Genomic DNA, 25,352 nt, shown 5'->3' on the forward strand with positions numbered 1-25,352 from the left:
TCGACTCTGCTTGAGCCGCAGAATGCTCAGGATGACAACAAAGACAGTTACGGCTGATTTAACACCGCTTTCTCCTCTTTCCAGAAAAGCTTGATGCCGGCCCGGAAGGCTACCAGCCACGCCGCGCCGCCTGCAAAGCCGGCCAGTACATCGGTGGCGTAGTGGGCGTGCAGGCACACCCGCGTGACGCCGATGAGGCCTGCCCACAATAGTAATGGCGCCACCCAACGGCGCTGTTTCAGGTGTCGTGCCAGCAGCCAGGCCAGGCAGCCGTAGAACGTGAGCCCCAGCATGGCGTGCCCGCTCGGAAAGCTCAGGCCGTAGGTGTGTAGTAGGGTATTGACGGGGCGGGGCCGGTTGAAATACAGCTTCAGCAGTTGGTTGAGCAGCACGCTGCCCGCCATGGCCAGCATCCATTCCCAGGCCTCGCGCGGGTGCCCAGCGCGGCGCATCAGCCACGGCCCGATGATGCTGGCGGGCAATAAAAAGTAAAGCGAAGCAAAAAACGTGACGAAGTTGATGGGCCCTTCCATGACTGGGTGGGCCTTCTGCCAGGCATCAACAGTGGCGAATGCCCAGGTGTCGAGGGCTTGGGAGTGGTGCACGAACACCACCCGCGCCAGGTAGAAAAACCCAGCAAACGCCGCCACGAACAAGGCCAGCCCAAGGGCCACTTCGGCCGTGAGCAGGCCGGCCAGTGCCAGCAAGCGAGAAGTCAGGCGGTTCATAGGCAGGCCTACGCTTCGGGTTGGGGTGAAAAACGGTAATACGTAAAACGAAAAAAGCCAGCCCGTGGGGGCTGGCTTTTTGAACGTGCGCTCGGAGAGACTCGAACTCTCACACCTTGCGGAACTGCCGCCTGAAGACAGCGCGTCTACCAATTTCGCCACAAGCGCAGTTGGGGCTAAAAAGCCGCACCACCGTGGGGTGAAGCGCCTTTTGATGCTGCAAAGATATAGTTCCTTTTCACCCCGACGCAACTTTTGCACGTATTTTTTCTCCTGCCCGGCCCTTGGCCACGCACCGGGGATTGTTTCTCAGTTACTTGCTGCATGATATTTTTTTCACATTCTGGTAATCTTGGGCATGGCTGAGCCACTAAAACCTGCCCCACAACCCGCCGAAGCCGAGAAACCGACCGGCTTCGACCGCGTGGCGTGGTGCTACGATGTGCTGGCAAGCCTGGTGTTTGGGCCGGCGCAGCGGCGAGCCCAATTGGCGGCGTTGGCGGGCTTGCCGGACGGGGCGGCCCCGCACGTGCTCATTTTGGGGGGCGGCACGGGCTGGGTGCTGCTTGAGGTGCTGCGGCGCCGGCCCCACGCCACGGTGCTTTACCTGGAAGCCTCGCCCAAGATGCTGGCCCGCGCCCGCGCCCGGCTGGCCCGCGAATGCCCGCAAGCGGCCGGGCAGGTAGAATTCCGGCACGGCACGGAGGCGGCGCTGCGGCCCCAGGAGCAATTCGATGCCATTGTCACCTTTTTCGTGCTCGACTGCATTGCCTCGCCCGAGCTGCCGGGGGCGCTGGATGCGCTGCGGCGGGCGCAGCGGTCGGGCGCGCCGTGGCTAGTGGCCGATTTCCGGCCCGCCCGGCGCGGCTGGCGGCGCTGGCTGCTGGCGGCCATGTACTGGTTTTTCCGGCTCACCACCGGCCTGCGTGCCAACTCATTGCCTGATTTGCAGGCGGAGCTGGGACGCCTAGGCTTACGCCCGCAGCTCTCGGCCACTTTTTTTGCCCGCGCTATGGAAGGTGTAGTCTTTTCAGAAAGCCGCAGCTGACTTGTCCTCTGATATTTAATAATTTGGCCATTGCAGCCGGAAACATAATTTTATCATTATAAATCGGGTTCTGAGACGTGTAATCTCAAATTCTATTGTAAATTTTCCGCAACTTTGTAGCCGGCTAGCCGTTGTGCCGCCGGGCTTATACCTTGCTTCCCTATTATTTCTACTATGAGAAACCTTGTCCCTATTCTATTCGCGCTGATTTCGTTAGAAGCCTTTGAGGCCCACGCCCAACCAGCGGCCAACCCCGGGCCGGCGGTGCGCTACACCATGGCTTTCCCCAATGCGGTGCACCATGAAGCCAAGGTGACGGCCACGTTCTCGGGCCTGCCCGCCGGGCCGCTGCACGTGCGCATGGCCCGCAGTTCGCCCGGTCGCTACTCGGTGCACGACTTTGCCAAAAACGTGTATTATGTGGTGGCCACCGACGGCGCCAACCATCCCCTGCCCCTCAACCGCCCCGACCCCTACGGCTGGGACGTGAAGCCGGGCCCTGATGGCACGGTCATTTTCAGCTACACGCTGTACGGCGACCAGACCGATGGCACCTACGTGGGCATCGACCAGCAGCACGCCCACCTCAACCTGCCCGCGGCCCTGTGCTACGCCACCGGCCTGGAGGCCCGGGCGGCCGAAATCAAGTTTGAGCTGCCGGCCAACTGGAAAGTGGCCACGCAGCTGCGCCCCGGTGCCGACAAATCGGTGTTCACGGCGCCCAACTTTCAGTACTTGATGGACAGCCCGGTGTCGTTGGGCGCGCAGCAGCTGCGCACCTGGCAGGAGGGCGACCAAACCATTGAGCTGTCGATGCTTTACCAGGGCTCGAACAGCGAGATTGATGCCTACGCCAAAAAGGTGCAGAAGGTGGTGAAGGAAGAAAAGGCCATTTTTGGCGAGCTGCCGAAGTTCGATTTCGGGCGCTACACCTTCGTGGCTGACTACCTGAGCCAAGCTACCGGCGACGGCATGGAACACCGCAACTCTACCTCCGTGACGAGCTCGCGCACGCTGAAGGACGAGGACGGCACCCGCAACCTGGGCACGGTGGCCCACGAGTTTTTCCACGCTTGGAACGTGGAGCGCCTACGCCCGCAGGACCTGGAGCCGTTTGACTTTCAACGGGCTAACATGAGCGACGCACTGTGGTTTGCTGAGGGTTTCACGCAGTACTACGGGCGGCTGGCCCTGCGCCGGGCCAAGCTGATTGAGGACGAAGACTTCTTCAACGACATCAGCGGCTGGGTGAACCAGCGTCAGAATAGCCCCGGCGCCCGCTACGCCTCGGCCATCGACATGAGCCGGCAGGCGGCCTTCATTGACGGAGCCGCTACCAGCGCGCCTACCAACGCGGTGAACACCACCCTCTCTTACTACACGCAGGGCGCGGGCCTGGCCCTAGTACTGGATATGCAGCTGCGGCAGTTCCACCGCTCTTCGCTCGATAAGTTTATGCAGGCCATGTGGCAGCAGTACGGCTCGAAACAGGAAAACTATGCGCCGGCTGCGACCTACACGGTGAAGGATTTGCAGCGCGTGCTGGGCGAGGTGAGCAAGGACACAGTGTTTGCCGGCCGCTTTTTCCGGCAGTACGTGTACGGCCGCGAGACGCCCCGCTTCAGCGAAAACCTACTGGTGGCCGGCCTGGCCGTGATTCCGACGCGGGTACTGGGGGCGGCCCTGCCCAACCAGGTGGAGTTCGACGAGGAAGGCCGCTGCATTGTGGCATACAACACCACCATCGGCTCGGGCCTCTACAAGGCCGGCATCGACCGCGGCGACCAGCTGCTGGCGCTCGACGGCAAGGACCTCAAAAGCCGCAACGACCTCGACGCCGTGCTGCACAAGCACTCGCCCAGCGACGTGGTATTTGTGAAGGTGAAAACCCGCGGCGGCGTGGAGCGCACCACCCAGCTCATCTTGGCCGAAGACCCCAACGTGGGCGTGAAGCCGGTGGAATCGGTGGAGAAAATGGTATACACGCCGGCCCAGAAGGCATTGCGCGAGGCCTGGCTGGCCAGCCAGGCCAGCAACTAAAGGCGGTCTAATCGGTTTTGAATTTATAGGTTTAATTGCCCGACTGCCTGGTGCGGTCGGGCAATTTTTATAGCTCGCTTTTATGGCCCAACGCATTTCCTACCTCCGCAACCCGGCCCTGCCCACCGTGCGGCCCGGCTACCCTGGCAACAAGCTATTCGGCCGCGAATTTGCCAACGGCGAAGAGCTGTTTGAGCCTAGTTTCGGAACGGTGCTGAAGTGGCAGCTCGAAACCAACCCGCAGAAAAAGGAAAAGCAGGCTGATACCTGGGCCCCAGCCGTGGTGGACTGTACAGCGGCTTTTTCGGCCACCGAAGATATGCTGGTGTGGCTGGGCCACGCCAGCTTTCTGCTGCGCGTAAACGGCGTGACGCTGCTGTTCGACCCGGTGCTGTTCAGCTCGCTGGGCCTGCGCCACCGCCACGCCCTCCCCTGCCCGCCCGAAGCCATTCGCAGCATCGACTACCTGCTACTCTCGCACGGCCACCGCGACCACCTGGACGAGAAATCCATCAAGCTGCTGGCCCGGCAAAACCCGCAGATGCAGGTATTGACTTCGCTGCGCATGACGCCCCTGCTGCGCGGCATGGCCACGGGGCTACTGGTGCAGGAAGCCGGCTGGTGGCAGCAGTACGACCTTGGCCCGGATGCTCCCATCGAAATTACCTACCTGCCCGCCTCGCATTGGCACCGCCGCGGCCTTGCTGACTTAAACCAGGTGCTATGGGGTAGCTTTCTGATTCGGGACAAACGCAGCGAAAAACTCATTTACTTCGCCGGCGATACCGCCTACGCCGACCACTTCGAGGCCATCGAAGCCCGCTTCGGCCCCGTCGACATTGCCCTGATGCCCATCGGCGCCTACAAGCCGGCCTATATGATGGCCAAAAGCCACGTGAACCCCCACGAAGCCGCCAAGGCCGCCAACGTGCTGCGCGCCGGCCACGTGGTGCCCATGCACTACGGCACCTTTTCGCTCAGCGACGAGCCCGCCTCCGAGCCCCTGCGCCAGCTGCAGGAGGTGGCGGCCGGCGGCATGCTGCGCGGCGAACTGCACGCCCCCGCCGTGGGCGAGGTGCTGCGCTGGCCAGAGTGGGAATAGATTTTAAGGCAGGAGGGTGTGAGGGTAGGTGGGTAGGATTTATTGTAACGACCTTTGTCGCCAATTCCCTTTCCAAACTCTTACCCCCTACCCCCATACCCTCCTGCTCAATTCCCACATGTCGCCAACGTTAGTACTGAGCCTGGTTGCGGGCTACTTCGCCGTTCTCATCATCATTGCGGTGCTCACCTCGCGCGGGGCCACCAGCGAAAGCTTTTTCGTGGCCAACCGCAACGCCCCGTGGTACATGGTGGCCTTCGCCATGATTGGCACCTCGCTTTCGGGCGTCACCTTCATCTCGGTGCCGGGCAACGTGTACGGCAAAAGCTGGAGCTACCTGGCGGTGGCCCTGGGATTCGTGGCGGGATATGTGGTGATTGGCACCGTGCTCATGCCGCTTTATTACCGCCTGCGGCTGGTGAGCATCTATTCGTATCTGGACCAGCGCTTTGGCTACTGGAGCTACAAAACCGGGGCGCTGTACTTTCTGATTTCGCGCTCGCTGGGCTCGGCCCTGCGGCTGTACCTGGTGGCAGGCGTGCTGCAGCTGGCGGTGTTCGATGCCATGGGCGTGCCGTTTGCCGTGACGGTGGTGGTCAGCATCCTGTTCATCTACCTCTACACCTTCAAGGGCGGGCTGAAAACCATTCTCTGGACCGACACCTTTCAGACGCTGGCCATGCTGAGCTGCGTGGCGCTGAGCATCTACTTCATGGCCGATGCACTGAATTATTCCTTCGCCAAGCTGGTGCAGTCGGTGCGCGAAAGCCCGATGTCGCAAATCTATTTCGACAACGTGCGCGACGATAAGTTCTTCTGGAAGCAGTTCGCCTCGGGTATGTTCATCACCATCGTTATGACCGGCCTCGACCAGGATTTGATGCAGAAGAACCTGAGCTGCCGCAGCCTCGGCGAAGCGCAGAAAAACCTCTTCTGGTTCACGCCGGTGATTGTGAGCGTAAACGTGCTGTTCCTCACCCTGGGTGTGCTCATGTACCAATACGCCGCCGCCCGCGGCCTGCACCTTACCGAGCTGCCGCAGCTGCTCAACCTCAAAGGCACCCTCGATACCGACAAAGTGTTTCCCTTCCTGGCCACCACGCAGTTTTCGCTGGCGGCGGGCATCATCTTCATTCTGGGCATCATTGCCGTCACCTACGCCTCGGCCGACTCGGCGCTGACTTCGCTTACCACCTCGTTTTGCGTCGATTTTCTGGACATTCAGAAGTACCCCGAGGCGCAGCAGACGCGCCTGCGCCAGCTCACGCACCTGGGCTGGTCGGTGGTGCTCATCGTCATCATCATGATTTTCCGCGCCCTCAACGAGCAGAGCCTGATTGACGCCGTGTACAAGGCGGCGGGCTACACTTACGGACCGCTGCTGGGGCTATTCGCCTTTGGCATCTTCACCCGGCGGCAGCTGCGCGACCGGCTGGTGCTGCCCACCTGCACGGCCGCTGTGCTGCTCACCCTGCTCATCGTGACGCACTCCGTGGAGTGGCTCGGTGGTTACAAGTTCGGCTTCGAAATCCTGCTGCTTAACGGCGCGCTGGTGTACCTGGGCCTGCTGCTCATTTCCCGCCCCGCTGCGGTGAACCCCCATCCGCAAACCGCGGTTTAACGATTTATGAACAAGACTATCCTATTCGGCCTGCTGGCGCTGGCCTCGGCCTCGACGGCGCTGGGCCAATCGGCGCCCGCCGCTACCACTACGCAGCAAACCATCATTCTCAAGCCTGGCAACATGCAGGTGCAGGCCCATTCGGCCCCCAACCGCCCCGACCGGGCCCCGGTGTACCCCGGCGGGGAGCAGGCCCTCGGCTTGTTTTTTTTAAATAATATAAAATATCCCGACGCCGCCCGCGTCAAACAGCTCAGCGGCATCGTCCTCGTCAACGCCACCGTGAACGAGGACGGCACCGTGAGCAACCCCGTCGTGGCCAAATCGCTCTCGCCGGAGTGCGACGCCGAGGCCCTGCGCGTGGTGCCGCTGCTCACGGGCTGGCAGCCGGCTATGCGTAAGGGCCGGCCGCTGCCGGTGCTCATTCAGCTACCCGTGCCCTTCGGCGGCGCGGGCGATATGAAAATTGAAATGAACAACCGGCCCTCGCCCGCGTCGGGCCGGCGCATAAAATAGCGTTAACGGCCGGGCATTGACAGAAGCACGCCCTGCAGGGCGTAATGAAGCGTTTTGCGTGCGCAACGCAACCTATCGATTGGTTTAGTGGAAGCACACGAGGTGTTTCGCTTCGCCTTGCAGGACGCTCTGCTTCATTCCTACCTCACCCGCGCCGGTGCTATTTGCCGTGTTCGATTAGTTAAAATTACCCCTGCCTGATGGCTAGAAGTGGATTCAATAGCAGTGGCACCGACCCCGTGGACGAGCGGCCCAAAACCAAAATAACCAAGGATGCGCTGCTGCGCGCGCTGGAAATGTTTCGCTTTGTGCGGCCCTACCGCACCAAGTTCATTATCGGCATGGTGTTTTTGGTGGGCAGCAGCAGCACCGTTTTGCTTTTCCCGTGGATTGCGGGCAAGCTCGTGGATGCGGCAACGGGCCACCCCTACATCGCGCCGGGCGGCCTCACGCTCACGGTGGGGCGCATTGCGCTGGCATTGTTTGGCGTCATTGTGTTGCAGGGACTGTTTTCATTTGGGCGCATTTGGTTGTTTGCGCAGGTTAGCGAGTATTCGGTGCGCGACATCCGGCAGGCGCTCTACACCAAGTTCGTGCAGTTGCCGCTCACGTTTTTTGAGCAAACGCGCGTCGGCGCCCTCATCTCGCGCATCACGGCCGACGTGGCGCAGGTGCAGGACGCTTTCTCGCTGACGCTGGCCGAAGTGTTCCGGCAGGTGTTCACGCTGGTGGGTGGCGTGGCCTTCATTCTGGTGATGTCGCCTCGGCTGTCGCTGTTCATGTTGCTCACGTTTCCACCCATTATTCTGCTGGCGGGGCTGGCGGGCCGCCGCATCCGGGGCTTGTCGAAGGCCACGCAGCAGGAGCTGGCGCAGGCCGGTGTCATTGTGGATGAGACCCTGCACGGCATCAGCTCGGTGAAGGCGTTCACGAATGAGCAGTTTGAAATTGTGCGCTACACAGCTGGGCTGAACCGGGCGGTACAGGCGGCGTTGCGCAGCGGCTTTTTCCGGGGCGCGTTCGTGTCGTTTATCATCACGGGCGTGTTCGGCGGCATTATTCTGGTGTTGTGGCGCGGCGCCACGCTGGTGCAGCTGCCCGAAAGCGACCCCGCTCACCTGGCCGTGGGCACGCTGATTTCCTTTATTCTGTACACCACCTTCATTGGAGCTTCGGTGGCAGGACTGGGCGAGCTGTTTGGGCGGGTGCAAAGCATCCTGGGCGCCACGGAGTATATCCGCCAGGTTCTTAACGAGCCTACCGAACCCACGCACATCACCCCGCCCGTGGGCTTGGTGCCGGCCCGCCTGCACGGCGACATTCGCTACGAGCACGTGGCCTTCCGCTACCCCACCCGGCCCGATGTGCCGGTGCTGTCCGACATCGACTTTCATATCGCGGCGGGAGAGAAAATTGCCCTTGTGGGCCCCAGCGGCGCGGGCAAAAGCACCATTGCGGGACTGCTGATGCAGTTTTATCCGCTGAGCGGCGGCCGCATCATCGTGGACGGGCACAACGTGCAGGACTACGACCTCACGGCCCTGCGCCGCCACATCGGCATCGTGCCACAGGAAACGCTGCTCTTCGGCGGCACCATCCGCGAAAACATTGCTTACGGCAAGCCCGGCGCCTCCGACGCCGAAATCATCGAAGCCGCCCAGCGGGCCAACGCCTGGCAGTTCATCCAGGCCTTCCCCGAGGCACTGGATACGGTGGTGGGCGACCGGGGCATCAAGCTCTCGGGCGGGCAGCGGCAGCGCGTGGCCATTGCCCGCGCCATCCTGAAAAACCCCGCCATCCTGATTCTGGACGAGGCCACGTCCTCGCTCGACAGCGAAAGCGAAAAGCTGGTGCAGGGCGCGCTGGATGAGTTGATGGAGCACCGCACGAGCCTCATCATCGCGCACCGTCTCTCCACCATTCGCAAGGTTGATAAAATCCTGGTCATCGACGGCGGCCGCATTGTGGAAGCCGGCTCGCATGAGGAACTGAGCGAGCGGGAAGGCGGGCTGTATGCCAATCTGTTGCGGCTGCAGTTTGAGTTGACGTAACGTTTGATTTACTACACACGATTTACGGCCCTTACTTCGTTAGCTCAGCGAAGTAAGGGCCGTAATTATTACAGATAATGTCAAACCGAATAATTCGTGCAAACCGGAGCATTACTCTGCCCGACATGGCTTCGTTTGCTGGATTGGTGTTTCTACTGGTTTGTTTTTGTATGCTTGCTGGCCGTTTCAGAAAGGAAGCGGTTGGGACAGTGCCCGTAGAGAGAGTTCCGCGTTCAATTAGTTACAGTTGCATACCTGAAAATCCAGAAGCTGTACTAAGTCTTACATCTAAGAATGAGCTGTCATTTGGCACTCAATCTCGCTCTGTACAAGTTGCTTCCATCCTAAAAGTTGCATCGCAGCATGGTGTTAGTTTCTCAGAAGCGCAGCTTATGGAGCTAAAAAACCTCCCTTTTCTAAGCACGGATGTAGAATATCTGCCGAAGTTGTTGTCATTGCCAGACTACCGACGCAATGAAGCAAATGAATTGCAGAAGCTCCATCCCCTCAGTATGCAACAGCTTATCGAGTGTACTATGGCTTCCAAGGCAGCGGCCCAATCAATGTTCCATACGCCAGTTTACTGTTGCCTGATGATAGATTCAGAAGCAAAAATGTCTCACGTCGGATTGCTGATTGACCGCCTGCAAGCACAAGGCATAAATCGTTTTAATTTAGTGACTCACTACTAAAAGGGTTTCTATTGACCCCACTCCTTACTCCGAAACCCGCGCCCCAAGCGCGGGTTTCGTACTTTTAGCCCCACAATAACTCCCTTTATCCTTTCTCAACTCCATGAGCAAGCACTTCGCAAGTTTCTCCGTCGCCGTCGTAGCCGCGGCTACCCTGCTGGCCGCCCCGGCCGCCCACGCCCAAATCCGCACGCCCGCCGCCAGCCCCCAAAGCACCATCACGCAGCGCATCGGCCTCACCGATGTGACCATTGTGTACTCGCGCCCCAGCGCCAAGGGCCGCAGCATTTTCGGCAGCGACAACTCGCTGGTGCCCAACGGCAAACGCTGGCGCACCGGCGCCAACGCCACCACCAGCATCAAGTTTTCGGACGACGTGACCATTGAGGGCAAAAAGGTGCCCGCCGGCGAGTACGGCATTTACACCGTGCCCCGCCCCGGTGAGTGGACTGTGGTGCTGAACAAGAGCCTCAAGCAGGGCGCTGACGTGGACGGCTTCAAGGACGACCAGGACGTGGCCCGCTTCACCGTCAAGCCCTATAAGGTGGCCAACAAGGTGGAATCCTTCACCATTGCCTTCACCGACCTGACGCCCGCCACCGCCAACGTGGCCATGGAGTGGGAAAACACCGGTGCCAAGTTTAAAATCATGGCCGATGTGGAAAGCAAAGTGATGGCTCAGATTGACGAGAAAGTCATCAAAGCCGCCACGCCCACGCCCGGCGACCTGGCCGCCGCCGCCGTGTACTACTACGACAACAACAAAGACCTGAAGCAGGCCCTGACCTGGATGGAGAAGGCCAACGCCGCCGAACCCACCAAGTACTGGAACCTGAACACGGAAGCCAAAATCCGTCTGAAAATGAAGGACTACAAAGGCGCTGTGACGGCTGCTGAAGCTTCTAAGAAAGCCGCCTTGGCCGCCACGCCGCCGAACGGCGACTACGTGAAGATGGACGAGGAATTGATTGCTGAAGCAAAGAAGATGGGCAAGTAGGTTTTCGCCTGTCATTGCCAGGCGGAGTCAAAGCCATCCGTCCTGCCCTTAGCAAACAGCCTTCTAATGTGAAAAAGGCAATAAAAAGCCCCGGCACTGCGCAGTGCCGGGGCTTTTCGTTTCATTGAAGTGTGTGGTATTGACAGGACGGATTGCTTCGCTGCGCTCGCAATGACAGGCGACGGACTCCGCGCTACTCTAGTACCTTCAGCACCAGCTGTGAGGCTTGGCCCGGCGCGTGGTACAGCCGGTGCGTAGCGGTCTGGAAATCAGTCTCGTCGGCTTTGAAAATGTTACCGACGTACTTCTGCGGGTTGCGGTCGACGAGGGGGAACCAGGTGCTTTGCACCTGCACCATGAGGCGGTGGCCGGGCTGGAAGGTGTGCATGAGGTCCTGCACAGTGAAGGGGACGGCGGTAACTTGCCCGGGCGTGAAGGGCTCGGGCTTGCTAAAGCTGTTGCGGAAGCGGCCGCGCATCACCTCGGAGCGCACCATTTGCTGGTAGCCGCCGAGGTGCACGCTGGGGTTGAGGCGTGGGTTGTCGGGGGTGTTGTCGGGGTATACGTCGATGATTTTGACAACCCAGTCGGCGTCGGTGCCGGTGGTGGCTACTTGCAGCAGGGCCTCGATGGGGCCGGCCAGGGTGAGCGGGGCGGTGAGGACATCGGTTTGGTAGGTGAGCACGTCGGGGCGGCGGCTGGCGAAGCGCTGGTCGTCGGTCATGTACTCGCGGGTCATGCCCGTGGCGGTGGCCTCGGTGAAGGGCACGGGGTGGGCCGGGTCGCTCAGAAACTGGTCGTACTCGAAGTTGACATCTCCCCGGCGGCGCTCATTGGTGCCGTCGGTGGGCGGGCTGAAGCTGAGGCCGCCGGCCTGCCGGAAGTAGAGCGTGCGGCTTTGCGCAGCCTTGGGCGGCCAGGCTTCGAAGGTGCGCCATTTGTTGGTGCCGCCCTCGAAGACGGTGGCCTCGGGCAGGTCGGCGGGCTTGCCGTCTTTCAGATACGACTTGAAAAATTTGGCTTCGATTTCCTTTTGGTAATAAAAGGAGGGCGCGTCGCCGTAGGCCACGTTGCCCACCAGTTCGCCCGAGCCGCGGGCCCAGCCGCCGTGCACCCAAGGGCCCATTACTAGCTTGTTATTGAGGCCGGGGTTCTGCTTTTCGATGGCGCTGTAGATGTGTAGAGCACCGAACAGGTCCTCGGCGTCGTTGAAGCCGCCCACGGTGAGCACGGCGGTGCCGGGCTGCAGATTTTTGAGGTGGGGGCGCAGGTCGCGGGCCCGCCAGAAGTCGTCGTAGTTGGGGTGCTCGACTAGGTCGTTCCAGAAACCCACCTGGCCCTTGTAGTAGCGGGCGTCGGCGTTTTTCAACGGGCCCATCTTCATAAAGAAGTCGTAGCCATCGGGGGTGCCGTGCTTGAAGGCAGGGTTGCCGGTGGGCGTAGGCTGCGGCCGGGGCAGGCCAAAGCTGGCCAGGAAGTTGAAGGCGTGCGGCAGAAAAAACGCGCCGTTGTGGTGGAAGTCATCCCAAAACCAGTCGGCAATGGGCGCCTGGGGCGAGGCAGCTTTGAGGGCCGGGTGGCGGGCCAGCAGGCCGGTGGCGGTGTAGTAGCCGGGGTAGCTGATACCCCACTGGCCCACGCGGCCGTTGTTTTTGGGGGCGCCTTTGCCTTTTAGCAGCCACTCGATGGTGTCGAAGGTGTCGGTGCCTTCGTCCACGTCGGTTTTGCCTTTATGGGCTTCCTTTTCGGGGCGCACATCCACAAACTGGCCCTCGCTCATGTAGCGCCCGCGCACGTCCTGATACACAAAGATGTAGCCCTCGTGCATCATCTCGCTGCTCGGCCCCAAGTTCTTCTTCATGCTGGCCGACTTGTAGGGCCCAATGGCGTAGGGCGTGCGGTTGAGCATGATGGGGTAGCGCACCTTGTCGGCATCATTCGGCGCGTACACAATGGTGTAGAGCTTCACGCCGTCGCGCATTGCTACCTGAAATTCCGACTTTTTGTAATGCTGCTGAATGTAGCCCGTATCGGCCAGAATGGTGGCGTAGCGGGCTTTTTCGCCTTCCGACCACAGTGGGTATACGGGCCCGGGCAGCTGGGCCAGGGCCGGCACCGCGAGGGCTGAGCTAAGCAGCGCGGTGAGCAGCAATGTTGGTTTCATGCGGAGCACAGATTTCGTGAGCGGCGAAGGTAGTCGACTCACTCGAAGCGCCTCACGTTCGGGCCCGGCCGGCTCCTATTTTTTGCGCCGCCCTTGCATGATGAGCAGGCGCTTGGTGTTGTCGACCTCCACTTCATCGGGCTGGGTGGCGAGCACACGGGCAATGTCCTTGCCCGAACGGCCCCCGAACACCACCACGGCCAGCCCCGCAGCGTGGGCCTGCGCGGCCTGGTCGGGCGTCACGCGGTCGGCGTCGAGCACCACGGTGTGCACCCGTTGGGCGCGGGCCAGACGCAGGCCCTTGTCAAATTCAGCCGAGGCAATTTCGAGCCCCACGCGCACTCTGGGAAGAATGGCGCGGGCCAGCGGAATGGTGGTTTCCTCCTGGGTGATGAGCAGCATTTTTTCGGGCGGCACGTGGTAGCGGGCAAGGCTGCGGGCTATCTGGCGGAGAATGGCGGCCGATTGCCCGCGCTGCTGGCCCGGCGGCAGGCACTGGTCGTCTTCGTGCAGGTCGAGGTGCAGAAAAGGAAAGCTGGCGCGGCGATTGAGCCGCGCCAATAGGGTATCGAACGTGACAGGCCGCTCCTTCTGAAGCAGGTCGTAAGGAAAGCCGCCCCGGTAGCGCAGCTGCGTGAGCTCGGCGGCGGTGCGCTGGCTCACGCAGCCTTGGCCGGTGCTGATGTTCTCCAGCTTTTGGTCGTGGTAGAGCATCACCACGCTGTCGCGGCTGAGCTGCAGGTCGATTTCCACACCGTCGGCGCCCAGCTTCAGGGCGTGTCGGATGCCGCGCCAACTGCTCGGAGGCCGGAAGTTGAAGGGGCTAATGGGCGTAAAAAAACCAGAGCCGGCGTGCCCCAGAACCACCAGCTTGGGATTGATGGCCGGCTTGGTGGCGGTGCAGGCGGCCAGGGTCAGCAGCAGCGAAAGTGCCAGGAAGGTGGCAAAGCGTAATCGGTAATTTTTCATGCAGAAGCAAAACCGGCACGCGCCGGTTGTGGACAGAACGGCCACGGGGCCGCAGAGTTGTAGGGCCAGGGCGCCAAGCAGTGGCGCGCTAGCGCGCCGCTGGCCGGGGCTTTCCCAGGAGCCCAAACAGAAAGGTGTAAGCCACCACCAGCCAGGCCGAGAACCACACATCGGAGGGATAGTGCGCGCCCATCACCAGCCGCCCCAGCATGATGAGCCCAGGCAGCACCAGCAGCGGCACCCGCCAACGCGGAAACGCCAACGCCAGCGGCCAGAACAAGCTGAAATAGATGGCCGTGTGCGTCGACGGAAAAGAGTCGTTGTGCGGGCCCGTGGCCCACAGTCCGGTGCCCGGGTAGCCTCCGCTGAACAGCACCTCCGGCCGCAGCCGGTGCACCGTGCCTTTCAGCACGTTGGAGCTGCCCTGGCTGGCAATGTGGGTGAGCAGCACCACGAGGGCCAGCGTACCCCAACTACGTTTCAGCACCCAGCGGCCCAGCACAAACAGCAGCAGCAAGGCCACATACAGCGCTGGCAAACCCAGCACACGGGCACTCACCGCCGCATCGTAAGTTGTATCGGCTCCTGCGGTATAGGCTGAGAAAAACGGCACGGCCCAGCCCGTGTACCGGTGCACGAACAGGGTAATGGGCTGGTCGAGAAACAAAATCAGCAACACGCAGCCGGGCAGCGTGACGGCCGTGAACAGGAGAAACTGGCGAAGGGTCATGAAAAAAGTTAAGAGTTAGGAGTGATGAGTTAAGAGTTGCAGGGCGGTAGCGGTGAGCAGTCGAGGCCAACTCTTAACTCATCAACTCCTAACTTTTAACTCAACCTTACCCCAGCGCCTGGTTCAGGGCTACAATGGCGGTTTGGTAGTCCTCGCGACCCACGATGAACTGGATGTTTACCTTGCGCAGGGCAAAGCCGGCGCTGCGGATGTTGATGCCCGAGTCGGCCAGGGCGCGGGCGGCGCGGGCCAGCAGGCCAGGCTCATCGATGTTGGAGCCGATGAGGCAGACTAGAGCGGCGGGCTGCACAGTCACGTTCTCATACTTGGCTTCGAGGGCGGCCACGAGCTGAGGCTTGAGGTCTTTTTCCCAAATGAGCAGCGTGATGCTGTTGGCGCTGGTGGCCTTGAAAATGTAGCTCACCCCGAGGTCGAAAAACACCTGCATCAGGTGCAAGTCGAAGCCAGCGGCACCCACCATCAAGGGGTCGTGAATGTCGATGATGGTGACTTTGTCGGCGCCGGTGATGACTTCGATGTGCTTGTCCTTCGACACGAAATCCCGGGTGATGAGCGTGCCGGGGTGGTCGGGTTCGAAGGTGTTTTTGATACGGAGGTTGATGGCGTTTATCTCCAGCGGCTTCGAAGCCTTGGGGTGAATGGCCTCCATGCCCACGTCGGCCAGCTGGTCGGCCACGTCGTAGTTGGTAAAACCAATGGGCCGCACCTGGTCTACGCCCACCAGGTTGGGGTCGGCCGAGCTGAGGTGGTATTCCTTGTGAATGATGGCCTCCTGCGGGTGCACGGCCACGGCTATCTTGCTGAATGTTACCTCAGAATAGCCTCGGTCGAACTCGCGCATGATGCCCTCGGTGCCCTTGGTGTAGCCGGTGGCGATGCAGATGGTTTTCAGGAAATCAATGTCGGCAAACGCCTGCCGAATTCGCTCGTCGATGGTGAGGGCCTGCGCATCGTCGAAACCGCTGAGGTCGACCAGGGTGGCGTGCACGCCGCGGTTTTGCAGAATGTTCACCGCGTTGAAGGCCGAGTGGGCCTCCCCTATCGAAGCCAGGATTTCGCGGGCCGCCTGCAGGATGTTGGCGCTGTTCACGTAGCCCGAGGCCAGCACGTTCACGAGGCTGTCGAGGTACACCTGGGCCTGGTCAACGCGCTGCTGAATGAAGGCATCGGCCACGGCTAGGTCGAGGCCCAGGGGCTCGTAGTTCTTGTTCAGCTCCTTAAGCTTTTCGGCCACCAGCTGCAGCGCCGAGCGAAACTCCTGCTGCTGGGTGATGCGGTGGTACACGCCGGGCTCGCCGGTTTTTTTGTTCTCGAGCAGCCAGTTGGTAACGTTGGCGTAAGCCGATACCACGAAAATGCGGTTGTAGAGCTGCGCACCTTCACGCTTGTGGAAGATGATGTTATCGAGGACGTGGGTGAAGGCGGTCATTGAGGTACCGCCGATTTTTTCAACTGTGAGCATGGGCTAACGGGCGACTCACCCCCTGGCCCCTCTCCAAAGGGAGAAGGGGTGCCACGGCGGCGCGAACGCAGATGTAATATTTATGCAAAAGAACGTCATGCAGAGCGCCAGCGGAGCATCTCGTGTGCAGTAGCAATCCTTTTGATTGGATTACTGCCGCACGCGAGATGCTCCGCTGGCGCTCTGCATGACGTTCTTCTAAAGAGCTAACAGCTCGAATTAAAAGCTCTTACTGCGCCGGCTCCTTGCCGTAGGAAATCATGTTCGTAATCAGCCGATACGCGCCCGGCACGCCGGCCGGCAGCTCCCGAAACAGTGAAAGGCCGGTGTAGATGTAGTGGCCCTTGCCGTAGTCGGTGACGAGGATGGCGCTTTCCTTGGGGGCCTCGCCGGGGTCGGAACTCGAAATGACGGTCTGGTATTTCGGGTCCCATTTTGAGGGGTAGTAAAGGCCCTGCTCCTGTACCCAGCCTTTAAAATCCTGCTCGGTGATTTTATTGGGCGCGGCCAGTAGCTGGTGTTTCGAGAGGGTCACCGGGGCGTCTTCCACGGTCACGCGGTCGGTGCTGAGGGTCATTGGGTAGGGGCCGATTTCGGGCAGCACGGTGCCGCGGTTCACCACGTATTGCACCACCACATTGCCGCCCTGCTCGATGTATTTGAGGATTTCGGGCTGCTGGGTTTTGAGGCGGTCCACGGTGTTGTAGGCGCGGATGCCGACCACCAGGGCGTCGTACTGCTTGAGGCGGGCGGCGGTGAGGTCTTCGGGCTTGAGTAGGGTCACGTTGTAGCCCACCTGGCGCAGGGCCTCGGGCACTTCGTCGCCGGCGCCCATGAGGTAGGCCACGTTCTGAGCTTTACCGCGTACCAGGTCAAGATTTACCAGCGGAGCTACAGCTTCGGGGAACAGCGTCTGGGTAGGGATGTGGGGGTATTGAATAGTTTGTATACCGCGCGAATAGGCTTGACCGTCGACGGTAGCAACAGCGCGTAGCTCCGTTTTGCCAGCCGGGGCGTTTACCGGCTGAACTTTAAAGTTTACAGTCAGTTCTTCGTCTTTGGCAGTCAAGCGAAAGGGCACAGACGTGGGCTCGCAACGCCAGCCAGCGGGCAGATTCAAAACCAGATTACCGCTCACTCCAGCACGCCCTGCCCGTAGCGTGACAGGAACGGTTTTACCCCATCCGTCGCTGAGCATTTGCTTGGTGAAGACGTAGGCGCGGGCGGCGGGCAGGTTCACGGCCACGGGCGGCACCACGGCCAGCGGCTGGTACAGCTCGCCGAGCACAGGGTCGGTGTGCTTGTATTGGACGGGGACAGCATAATAAAGCTTGTTTCCTAACACACTTACTACGAAACAAGTACCAAAACTTGACGGATTTTCAGGCATGCCAATGAGCTTCTGCCTCGAAAAAACAACGCCAAAGCTTCCAACAGGCTCGTCAGCTGGCAATTTGCTGTCACCTTTTTTTGATGTGGCCAACATAATCGCTGCATCAGTTCCCGAGGGCACGCTAAGCGTTTCCGGAACGGAATACATGCCTACAGTTCCGGGCTGGTTTAGCCAATAAGGCTGGGATGTTTCTCGCAAAGAAGATTGGTTAACTGTGCGCTTCAGGCTCAAGTTTTTCCCGGGCGCCAACACAACAGTTGTGTCAAGGCTTAATCCATCCCCATATACTCCAGTAATAGAAACGGGAATCCCAGACCGATTTAACGCCTCTACTGTGAGTTGCAGCGGCTGGCGTGGTGCAACAGATGCTGCGGAAGCTGTAGCTTCCAAATGAAGGCCAAGGCAAGCCTTAATTAATTCCTCCACTTCCTTACGCTTTTCGACATAAAACACAGAAGAAGAGTAGTCTTGAACAAACATTCCAGGCTTAATCATTAACTCCCGCACCTTCAGCAGCCCCGCCACGCTGGCGCTGGGGTTGCTCGCATCATACTTCCGAACCACCTCCTCAATGAGCTTGCCCACGGCCGCGCCGTGCGATACCCGGTTCCAAGTCTGGTCCACGCCTTCGAACAGGTCTTTGCTGGCTTTCTCGCCTTTCACGGGCTGGAAATACTCCAGCGCCTCGCCCCGCTGGGCGGCCGAGCCGAAGCCCTGGCTGCGGTGGTTGCTGCGGCTGCGGGCCGCGATTTCGCCGTAGCTCTGGCCCAGTAGGGGGTTGTAGCCGCCAGCATCGAGCTTGAGGTAGCCGTCCATGTTTTCGCCGGGTTTCACGAAGAAGCTGCCGGTGTTCCAGAATAGCCGCTTGGGCTGCCAGGCTTGCACGTATTGCAGCTGTTCGGGGAAACGTTTGGGGTCGCCGGCGGCATCGAAGGCTTCGGCGGCGAGGATGGCGCTGGCCTGGTGGTGGCCGTGGCCGGCGCGGGCGTCGGGCGGGAATCGGGTGATGAGCACGTCGGGCCGGCGTTGGCGGATGACCCACACCATGTCGGCGAGCACCTGCTCCTTGTCCCAGATTTTAAAAGTTTCGTCGGAGGTTTTCGAGAAGCCGAAGTCGTTGGCGCGGGTGAAGAACTGCCGGCCGCCGTCGAGGCGCCGGGCCGCCAGCAGCTCCTGCGTGCGAATCACGCCGAGGCCCTCGCGCAGCTCGGGGCCGATGAGGTTCTGGCCGCCGTCGCCTCGGGTGCAGCTCAGGTAGCTGGTTTCGAGCAGGCGCTCGTTGGCCATGTAGGCGATGAGGCGGGTGTTTTCGTCGTCGGGGTGGGCGGCGATGTACATCACCGAGCCCAGCACGTTGAGCTTCTTGAGACCCAGCAGGATTTCGTAGGAGGTGTAGGTTTTGGGCGTTTGGGCCTTGGTCTCAGTTAGCAGTGAACAGTTAACAGTGAGCAGTAGCAGGGCCGCAGCGAGCGGGCGGAGGGAGCGAATCATGCGCGGGAAACCGGATTGAGGGCGCGAAGTTATCAGGTGTGGAGGGCTGCCAGCGGGCTAGTGCTGCCCAAAGACGTACCACCCGAACGCGGCCGAATTGATATAATAGTTGATGGCCCCGGCCAGCGCCCCCGCGAGCACCGCCCGCCACAAGGCCCCCGGCCAACTCAGGCCCAGGCCGCGCCGGCCCACTAGCACCAGGTAAGCTACCGTCACCGCGCCCTGCAGATAAGCCGTGCTGGCCCCCGGAAACCGGCCGAGGAGCATGAGCAACGGCAGGGCCACCAGCAGCCACAGCTGAAAAGCACAGCCCACCACCACCTGCACCAGCACCGACTCGGCGTAATTGAGCCGGACCGGGCGACGGCCGTACACGGCCCATGCTACCAGTGCGTGCAGCGGCAGCAGGGCCAGCCACCATACGTTGAAGTAGGTACCCAGGCCGTGGAAGTAAGTGGCCACCCGCGCCAGCAGCACCGGCGGCACGTGCCGCGCCCGCATCAGGTGCAGGACGTAGTCGCCCACGGCATCGTAATAATGCAGCCGCTTGGCCAGCAGCGTCACGAAACCCACCAGCAGCAGCAGAAACTGAAACGGGTTGAAGTGGCGCTTGCGGCGGCCGGCCAGGTAGTCGGCCACCAGTGCGCCCGGATGCAGCAGCACCTGGGGGATGAAGGCAAAAATTCCTTTGTCGGCGTGGGTGAACACGTGCAGGATTTCGTGCAGCACGTGGGCCGTGCTCAGGCGGTGGGCCGGCGCCTGCCCGCACTGCGGGCAGAAGCAGCCGGGCAGCGCCAGGGCGTGGCCGCAATTCAGGCACGCGGCATCGGGAGCGTGGAGGGCGTCGGACATAGACACAAATAAAGGGCGGCGCCCCGAAGTGCCGGCCGCGCAACATTGAGCCGCCGGGCACGTCTTTAGCTTTAGCCAAGGGCAAACTGTCAAGTTCGCGCTAGCATTAGCCGGCCTACCTTCGCGCTTTCCAATATCCGGCCGCCCTGCCGCGCGGCGTTTTTACTCTCCTATGACGTCAAGCTTGAATTTCCCCCGCGTGTCGGTGCCACTGCTGCTCGCCGCTACGCTGTTTTCTTCGTGTGCGCGCCGGCCCCAGGCCAGTGGCGCTGTGGCCAGCACCGCCGTGAGCGTGCCCACCCCAGCCCCGGCGGCCACGCCGGTGGCTCCCGAAACCCCGGCCCCGGCCAAGCCCGCCCCCATCGGCGACCAGAGTGCCGCCCAGTGGTACCTCAAAGACCCCGAACTGGACAAGGTGCCCGGCGTGGGCGCCACCCGCACCTACGCCGAGCTGCTGAAGAACCTGACGCCCACGCCCATCGTGGTGGCCGTCATCGACTCGGGCATCGACACGGCTCACGTCGACCTGAAGCCGATTTTATGGACCAACTCCAAGGAGATTCCCGGCAACGGCATCGACGACGACAAGAATGGCTACATCGACGACGTGCACGGCTGGAACTTCCTGGGCGGCCCCGACGGCCGCAACGTGAACGCCGAAACCCTGGAAATGACCCGTATTGTGGCCGCCGGCCGCGTGCGCTTCAAGGGCAAAACCGCCGCCACGGTAAAGCCAACTGAAAAGGCCGACTACGCCCTGTATCAAAAAGCCGAGAAGGCCTACAAAAAACGCCTGGCCGAAGAAACCGAGCGCAACAAGGAAGTGGAAAGCATGGCCGGCCCTCTCACCCAGATGGTGGCGGCCATGAAGCAGGCCCTCGGCACCGAGAAGCTGGACACCGTGGCCCTGAAGAGCGCCAACCCCGACGACCCCAACCTGAAGCGCGCCATCGGGGGCATGCTGGAAATGATGCGACAGACCGGTGCGGCCGACGCCGACGCGTTGCTCACCCAGCTCAACGAGGGCATGAAGCAGGAGCGCAGCCTGCTGGATAATTCGCTCAACCTGAATTTCAACCCGCGGGCCGACATCGTGAAGGATAACCCTGACGACGTAACCCAGCGCTACTACGGCAACAACGACCTGCACGGCCCCGACCCCATGCACGGCACCCACGTGTCGGGCATCATCGCCGCCGTGCGCGACAACAACCTCGGCGTGCAGGGCCTGGCCCCCGCCCCGGTGCGCATCATGACGGTGCGCGCCGTGCCCGACGGCGACGAGCGCGACAAAGACATTGCCAACGCCATTCGCTACGCCGTGGATAACGGCGCCAGCATCATCAACATGAGCTTCGGCAAGGAGTTTTCGCCCCAGCGCGCCGCCGTGGAGGCCGCTTTCAAGTACGCTGCCGCCAAGAACGTGCTGCTGGTGCACGCCGCCGGCAACGAGAACCAGAATCTCGACGTGAGCGACAACTACCCGGCCTCCTTCTATATGAATAAAGCCACGGTGCCCAACCTGCTCACCGTGGGCGCCTCGGGCCCGAAGGACAACGCCGCCCTGCCCGCCGATTTCTCCAACTACAGCAAAAAGGCGGTGGACGTGTTTGCGCCCGGCGTCGCAATTTTCAGCACCCTGCCCGGCAGCACCTTCGGCAACGAAAGCGGCACCAGCATGGCCTCGCCCGTGACGGCCGGTGTGGCGGCCGTGCTCAAGTCCTACTTTCCCAAGCTCACGGCTGCCGATTTGAAGCGCATCATCATGCAGTCGGCCCAGGTGCACCACACGCAAGTGAGCGTGCCCGGCACCGAGAAGACGGCCGATTTCTCAACGCTTTCGGTAACTGGCGGCGTAGTGGATATGTACGAGGCCGTGAAGCTGGCGCAGAAAGCGGCAATGTAAAACCTCACCCCCGGCCCCTCTCCACGGGGAGAGGGGAGCCTGACGGAATTCAATGAAAAGCCCCGGCTCGAGTACGAGTCGGGGCTTTTTGCTTTTTTATTAAGTGCTCTGCTCTTGCAAGAGGTGTCACTGAGCTGTGCCATGGCTCCCCTCTCCCCATGGAGAGGGGCCGGGGGTGAGGTTGCGCTGCCGGGCAGTTCCTACCCCACATCCACGCCCTTTTCCTCCTTGCGGAAGTGGTTTAGCACCAGCTTATCGCTGAGGCCCGGCAGCCACTTGTTCAGGAATACCACCAGCTTGCCCTGGCCCGTGAGCACGAGCGTGCGCTTGCGCTGCTGCACGGCGCGCAGGATTTCATCGGCTACGGCTTCGCTGCTCATCATGGCGCCCTCGTCGCGCGGGCTCTCGCCCTGGGCCGAGCCATCGGCGGCCAGGGCCGTGTTGCGGATGTTGGAGGCGGTGAAGCCAGGCGCGGCCGTGAGCACGTTCACGCCTTGGTCGAGCAGCTCGGTGCGCAGAGCTTCGAGGAAACCGTTCATGGCAAACTTCGAGGCCGAGTAGCCCGTGCGGCCCGGCAGGCCCCGGTAGCCCGCAATGCTGCTGATGCCCACCACCGTGCCCTTGCTCTTGAGCAAGTGCGGCAGGGCAAACTTGGTGCTGAAAACGGTGCCGAAGAAGTTGGTTTGCATGAGGCGCTTGATGACTTCGAGGTCGGCGTCCTGGAAGCGGGCGCGCATGCTGATGCCGGCGTTGTTGAGCAGCACATCGAGGCCGCCGAAGCGGGCCACGGTTTCCTGCACGGCCCGCTCGGCGGCGGCTTCGTCGCCCACGTCGGCGCGCACAGTGAGGTGGGCCACGCCGGCGGCGGCCAGGGCCTGGGCGGTTTCGGCCAGCTTGGTTTCGTCGCGGCCCGTGATGGCCACCTGGTAGCCGGCCCGGCCGAAGGCCAGCGCGCAGGCCCGGCCAATGCCCGAGGTGCCGCCGGTGATGAGAACAGTAGGAGAAGGCATGGTTTTAAAAATGGGCCCAGTGGGCCGTGAAAGGCAAAAGCGAAAGGTTGCGGCCAAATTTACGGCTGGGTGGTGCGATTTTTGCGTGGCACGCTTTAAACCCTGAGCAGGGGCAGCGGTCAGGCCATTAGCTGGTGCTGGCCGGATGGATAAACAGGGCCTTTGGCCGACGGTTCTCGGGGCACGGACGAATAAAACCCCGAAATAGCCGATTGCTGCTTTTCCGTCGGTATTTTGTCCTTACATTTATCCATTGAATTCTATTGTTTTCCCTCAAAATACTGTATGCTTCCACTCCTACGCTCTTGGTCCCGCGTTGCTTCCGGCGTAGCGGCCGTTCTGCTGTCGCTGGGAATCTCATCGGCCGCTGAGGCCCAGACTTGTCCCATCAACGCGGCGTGCACGCCGGGCTCGGCCAGCGTCAGCAACCCCGCGCTCTACGGCATGGCGATTCTGAACGTCACGGTGGGCACCAACGTGCTGGCCAACCGCACGACGTACCTGGCGGGCTACCACGACTACAGCTGCACGCAAAACGCGGCACTGGTGGTGGGCCAGCCCTACTCCATCAGCGTGCGCACCACCACCACGGCGGCCCAGAACGTGCGCGTGTGGATAGATTACAACAACGACGGCGCCTTCACCGGCAACAACGAGCTGGTGTTTAGCTCCGACAACGCCACCACGCACTCGGGCACGTTCACGGCGCCGGCTACAGCCACGCTGGGCGCCCGCCTGCGCATGCGCGTGGCCACCGACTACGCCAACAGCCCGATTCCGACGTCGTGCTCCACGCCGGTGTACTCGCAGGATGAAGACTACAGCGTGACGCTGTCGGCCAACGCCGCCCCGCCGGTGGCCGCCTTCACCACCAGCGCCACCACCACCTGCACCGGCTGCGTGCAATTCACCGACGCCAGCCAGAACGTGCCCACGGCCTGGCTTTGGACGTTTGGCGACGGCCAGACCAGCAACGCGCAAAACCCCAACCACTGCTACACCACGGCCGGCACCTATGCCGTGACGCTGCGCGCCACCAACGCGGCCGGCAACAACACCACGGCCGCCACCAGCATTACCTACAACACCCAGGTGCCCGTGGCCGCGGCCTGCACGCCCACCACGGTGAACTACTTCGGCAACTACGGCATCACCCGCTTCCGGCTGGGTACCATCGACAACACCTCGGCCGATGGCAGCGCCGGTTACCAGAACTTCACCTGCACGCAGCGCGTCGAGCTGATGGTGGGCCTGAGCACCCAGATGATTATCACCACGGGCGGCACCAACGCGCATGACATCCGGGTGTACCTCGACGCCAACAACAACGGCACGTTTGACACCGGTGAGCAGATTTACCAGAGCCTGAGCACCCCCAGCCCCGGGGCCACGGCCAATATTACCCTGCCCGCCACCGTGACCCTGAACCAGCCCCTGCGCCTGCGCGTGATTGCCGACGCCGTGGGCAACAGCACGTCGCCCTGCTCCAACCAGGTGAGCGGCCAGGCCGAGGACTACACCCTCATTGCCCGCCCCAACACTTCGCCCCCGCTCGTGAGCTTCACCAGCAACTACGTGGCGGGTGGCTGCGTGAACCCCGTGCAGTTCACCGATGCCAGCCAGAACGCGCCCACGTCGTGGCTCTGGAACTTTGGCGACGGCCAGACCAGCACGGCCCAGAACCCCTCGCACCAGTACACTACCGCCGGCACCTTCACGGTGAGCCTGACGGCTACCAACAACAACGGCTCGGCCACCACCACGCGCCTGAACTACCTCACCATTCAGCTTCCGTGCTTCACCTATTGCGCTGCCAATGGCACCGGCGGCATGGGGCCGGGCGGCGTGCAACAGGCCAGCCCGTTCTACATCACATCGGTGGCCGTGACCAACGCCCAGCCTTCCTACAACAATGTGACCGGTAACGCGACAGGTGGCTACGGCAACTACACCGGCAACCCCATTGCCATGGGGGCCAGCCGCACCGTGAACCTGACCATGGCCGTCAACCTGACGACGTCGCACCGCGTGGCCGTGTGGGTCGACCAAAACCAAAACGGGTTGTTCGACACCAGCGAGCTGCTGTCGAGCGCAGTGCCCACCACGCTGAGCTACTCCACCACCTTCACGGTGAACAGCCCGGCGGCCGGCGCCAGCCTGCGCATGCGGGTAATGACGGCGGCTAACGCCAACAACCCCTTGGCGTGCAGCGTGAACCTGCTCAACGCCGAATACGAAGACTACCAGCTGGTATTCGGGCCGTTGGCGAGCCGCCAGGAGCAGGCCTTGCCCAGCCTCAGCCTCTACCCCACCCCCACGCCTGATGGCCGCGTGCACCTGCGCCTGCCCGACGCCAGCGCCGCCGGCACCTACTCCGCCGCGGTGCAGAACCTGCTGGGCGCCACGCTGCTCAGCACCTCCCTCCGCCTGGGCCCCGCCGCCGATGCCGAGCTGGACCTGAGCCGCCTGGCGCCCGGCGTGTACCTGCTGCAATTGCGCGACGCCCAGGGCCAAACGGCCGTGCGCCGCGTGGTGCGCGAATAGCCTTTGCCCTCAACC

Annotated in this window: 18 protein-coding genes and 1 tRNA gene; 10 read left to right on the plus strand and 9 right to left on the minus strand. The window is 61.8% G+C overall.

What is annotated here, in order from left to right:
- Positions 1-47: 47 nt before the first annotated feature.
- Together I2I01_RS03525 and I2I01_RS03530 are read right to left on the minus strand one after the other, a co-directional pair.
- Positions 48-728: a phosphatase PAP2 family protein gene (locus I2I01_RS03525; RefSeq protein WP_196285029.1), complete on the minus strand. Its 681-nt coding sequence runs from the start codon at positions 726-728 to the stop codon at positions 48-50.
- A gap of 86 nt (positions 729-814) precedes the next feature.
- Positions 815-896: transfer RNA gene (locus I2I01_RS03530), tRNA-Leu, on the minus strand.
- A 190-nt stretch (positions 897-1,086) separates the two neighbouring features.
- Between I2I01_RS03530 and I2I01_RS03535 the strand changes: the two genes are divergently transcribed.
- The 8 genes from I2I01_RS03535 to I2I01_RS03570 all read left to right on the plus strand — a co-directional run bounded on the left by I2I01_RS03535 (position 1,087) and on the right by I2I01_RS03570 (position 10,795).
- Positions 1,087-1,776: a class I SAM-dependent methyltransferase gene (locus I2I01_RS03535; protein ID WP_196285030.1), complete on the plus strand. Its 690-nt coding sequence runs from the start codon at positions 1,087-1,089 to the stop codon at positions 1,774-1,776.
- A gap of 174 nt (positions 1,777-1,950) precedes the next feature.
- Positions 1,951-3,816: a M61 family metallopeptidase gene (locus I2I01_RS03540; protein ID WP_196285031.1), complete on the plus strand. Its 1,866-nt coding sequence runs from the start codon at positions 1,951-1,953 to the stop codon at positions 3,814-3,816.
- Positions 3,817-3,898: 82 nt separating this feature from the next.
- Positions 3,899-4,918: an MBL fold metallo-hydrolase gene (locus tag I2I01_RS03545; protein WP_196285032.1), complete on the plus strand. Its 1,020-nt coding sequence runs from the start codon at positions 3,899-3,901 to the stop codon at positions 4,916-4,918.
- 118 nt (positions 4,919-5,036) lie between these two features.
- Positions 5,037-6,539, plus strand: coding sequence for a sodium:solute symporter (locus I2I01_RS03550; protein WP_196285033.1), 1,503 nt, complete (start codon positions 5,037-5,039; stop codon positions 6,537-6,539).
- 6 nt (positions 6,540-6,545) lie between these two features.
- On the plus strand, positions 6,546-7,055 hold the full coding sequence (locus I2I01_RS03555; RefSeq protein ID WP_196285034.1) for an energy transducer TonB: 510 nt from the start codon (positions 6,546-6,548) through the stop codon (positions 7,053-7,055).
- Between the two features lie 200 nt (positions 7,056-7,255).
- The gene (locus I2I01_RS03560; protein WP_196285035.1) at positions 7,256-9,106 is read left to right on the plus strand and encodes an ABC transporter ATP-binding protein; all 1,851 of its coding nucleotides are present in this window, start codon (positions 7,256-7,258) and stop codon (positions 9,104-9,106) included.
- A 125-nt stretch (positions 9,107-9,231) separates the two neighbouring features.
- Positions 9,232-9,798 (plus strand): biopolymer transporter ExbD, encoded by a 567-nt coding sequence (locus tag I2I01_RS03565; protein ID WP_196285036.1) that lies wholly within the window; start codon positions 9,232-9,234, stop codon positions 9,796-9,798.
- Between the two features lie 103 nt (positions 9,799-9,901).
- Positions 9,902-10,795, plus strand: a complete 894-nt coding sequence (locus I2I01_RS03570) for a DUF2911 domain-containing protein (RefSeq protein WP_196285037.1) — start codon at positions 9,902-9,904, stop codon at positions 10,793-10,795.
- A gap of 193 nt (positions 10,796-10,988) precedes the next feature.
- On the opposite strand, the gene I2I01_RS03575 is transcribed toward I2I01_RS03570, so the two are convergent.
- The 6 genes from I2I01_RS03575 to I2I01_RS03600 form a co-directional block, all read right to left on the minus strand.
- Positions 10,989-12,959 (minus strand): CocE/NonD family hydrolase, encoded by a 1,971-nt coding sequence (locus I2I01_RS03575; protein WP_196285038.1) that lies wholly within the window; start codon positions 12,957-12,959, stop codon positions 10,989-10,991.
- 75 nt (positions 12,960-13,034) lie between these two features.
- On the minus strand, positions 13,035-13,928 hold the full coding sequence (locus tag I2I01_RS03580) for a glycerophosphodiester phosphodiesterase (RefSeq protein ID WP_196285039.1): 894 nt from the start codon (positions 13,926-13,928) through the stop codon (positions 13,035-13,037).
- Between the two features lie 88 nt (positions 13,929-14,016).
- Positions 14,017-14,658 carry a phosphatase PAP2 family protein gene (locus tag I2I01_RS03585; protein ID WP_196285040.1) on the minus strand — a complete coding sequence of 214 codons (642 nt, stop codon included), beginning with the start codon at positions 14,656-14,658 and terminating at the stop codon, positions 14,017-14,019.
- Positions 14,659-14,764: 106 nt separating this feature from the next.
- Complete coding sequence (locus I2I01_RS03590) at positions 14,765-16,141, minus strand: aspartate kinase (protein ID WP_196285041.1); 1,377 nt, start codon at positions 16,139-16,141, stop codon at positions 14,765-14,767.
- A gap of 229 nt (positions 16,142-16,370) precedes the next feature.
- Positions 16,371-19,025, minus strand: coding sequence for a PIG-L family deacetylase (locus I2I01_RS03595; protein WP_196285042.1), 2,655 nt, complete (start codon positions 19,023-19,025; stop codon positions 16,371-16,373).
- A 57-nt stretch (positions 19,026-19,082) separates the two neighbouring features.
- Positions 19,083-19,877 (minus strand): DUF3667 domain-containing protein, encoded by a 795-nt coding sequence (locus tag I2I01_RS03600; protein ID WP_196285043.1) that lies wholly within the window; start codon positions 19,875-19,877, stop codon positions 19,083-19,085.
- A gap of 172 nt (positions 19,878-20,049) precedes the next feature.
- On the opposite strand from I2I01_RS03600, the gene I2I01_RS03605 reads away from it, so the two are divergent.
- Positions 20,050-21,783, plus strand: a complete 1,734-nt coding sequence (locus I2I01_RS03605; protein ID WP_196285044.1) for a S8 family peptidase — start codon at positions 20,050-20,052, stop codon at positions 21,781-21,783.
- A 200-nt stretch (positions 21,784-21,983) separates the two neighbouring features.
- Here the strand turns inward: I2I01_RS03605 and I2I01_RS03610 are convergent, their stop codons facing one another.
- Positions 21,984-22,793, minus strand: coding sequence for an SDR family oxidoreductase (locus I2I01_RS03610; RefSeq protein WP_196285045.1), 810 nt, complete (start codon positions 22,791-22,793; stop codon positions 21,984-21,986).
- Between the two features lie 285 nt (positions 22,794-23,078).
- Here I2I01_RS03610 and I2I01_RS03615 point away from each other — a divergent pair, with 285 nt between their 5' ends.
- Complete coding sequence (locus I2I01_RS03615; RefSeq protein ID WP_196285046.1) at positions 23,079-25,337, plus strand: GEVED domain-containing protein; 2,259 nt, start codon at positions 23,079-23,081, stop codon at positions 25,335-25,337.
- The last annotated feature ends 15 nt before the right edge of the window (positions 25,338-25,352 follow it).

The organism is Hymenobacter properus (genome assembly GCF_015694735.1).
GTDB classification, from domain to species: Bacteria; Bacteroidota; Bacteroidia; order Cytophagales; family Hymenobacteraceae; genus Hymenobacter; species Hymenobacter properus.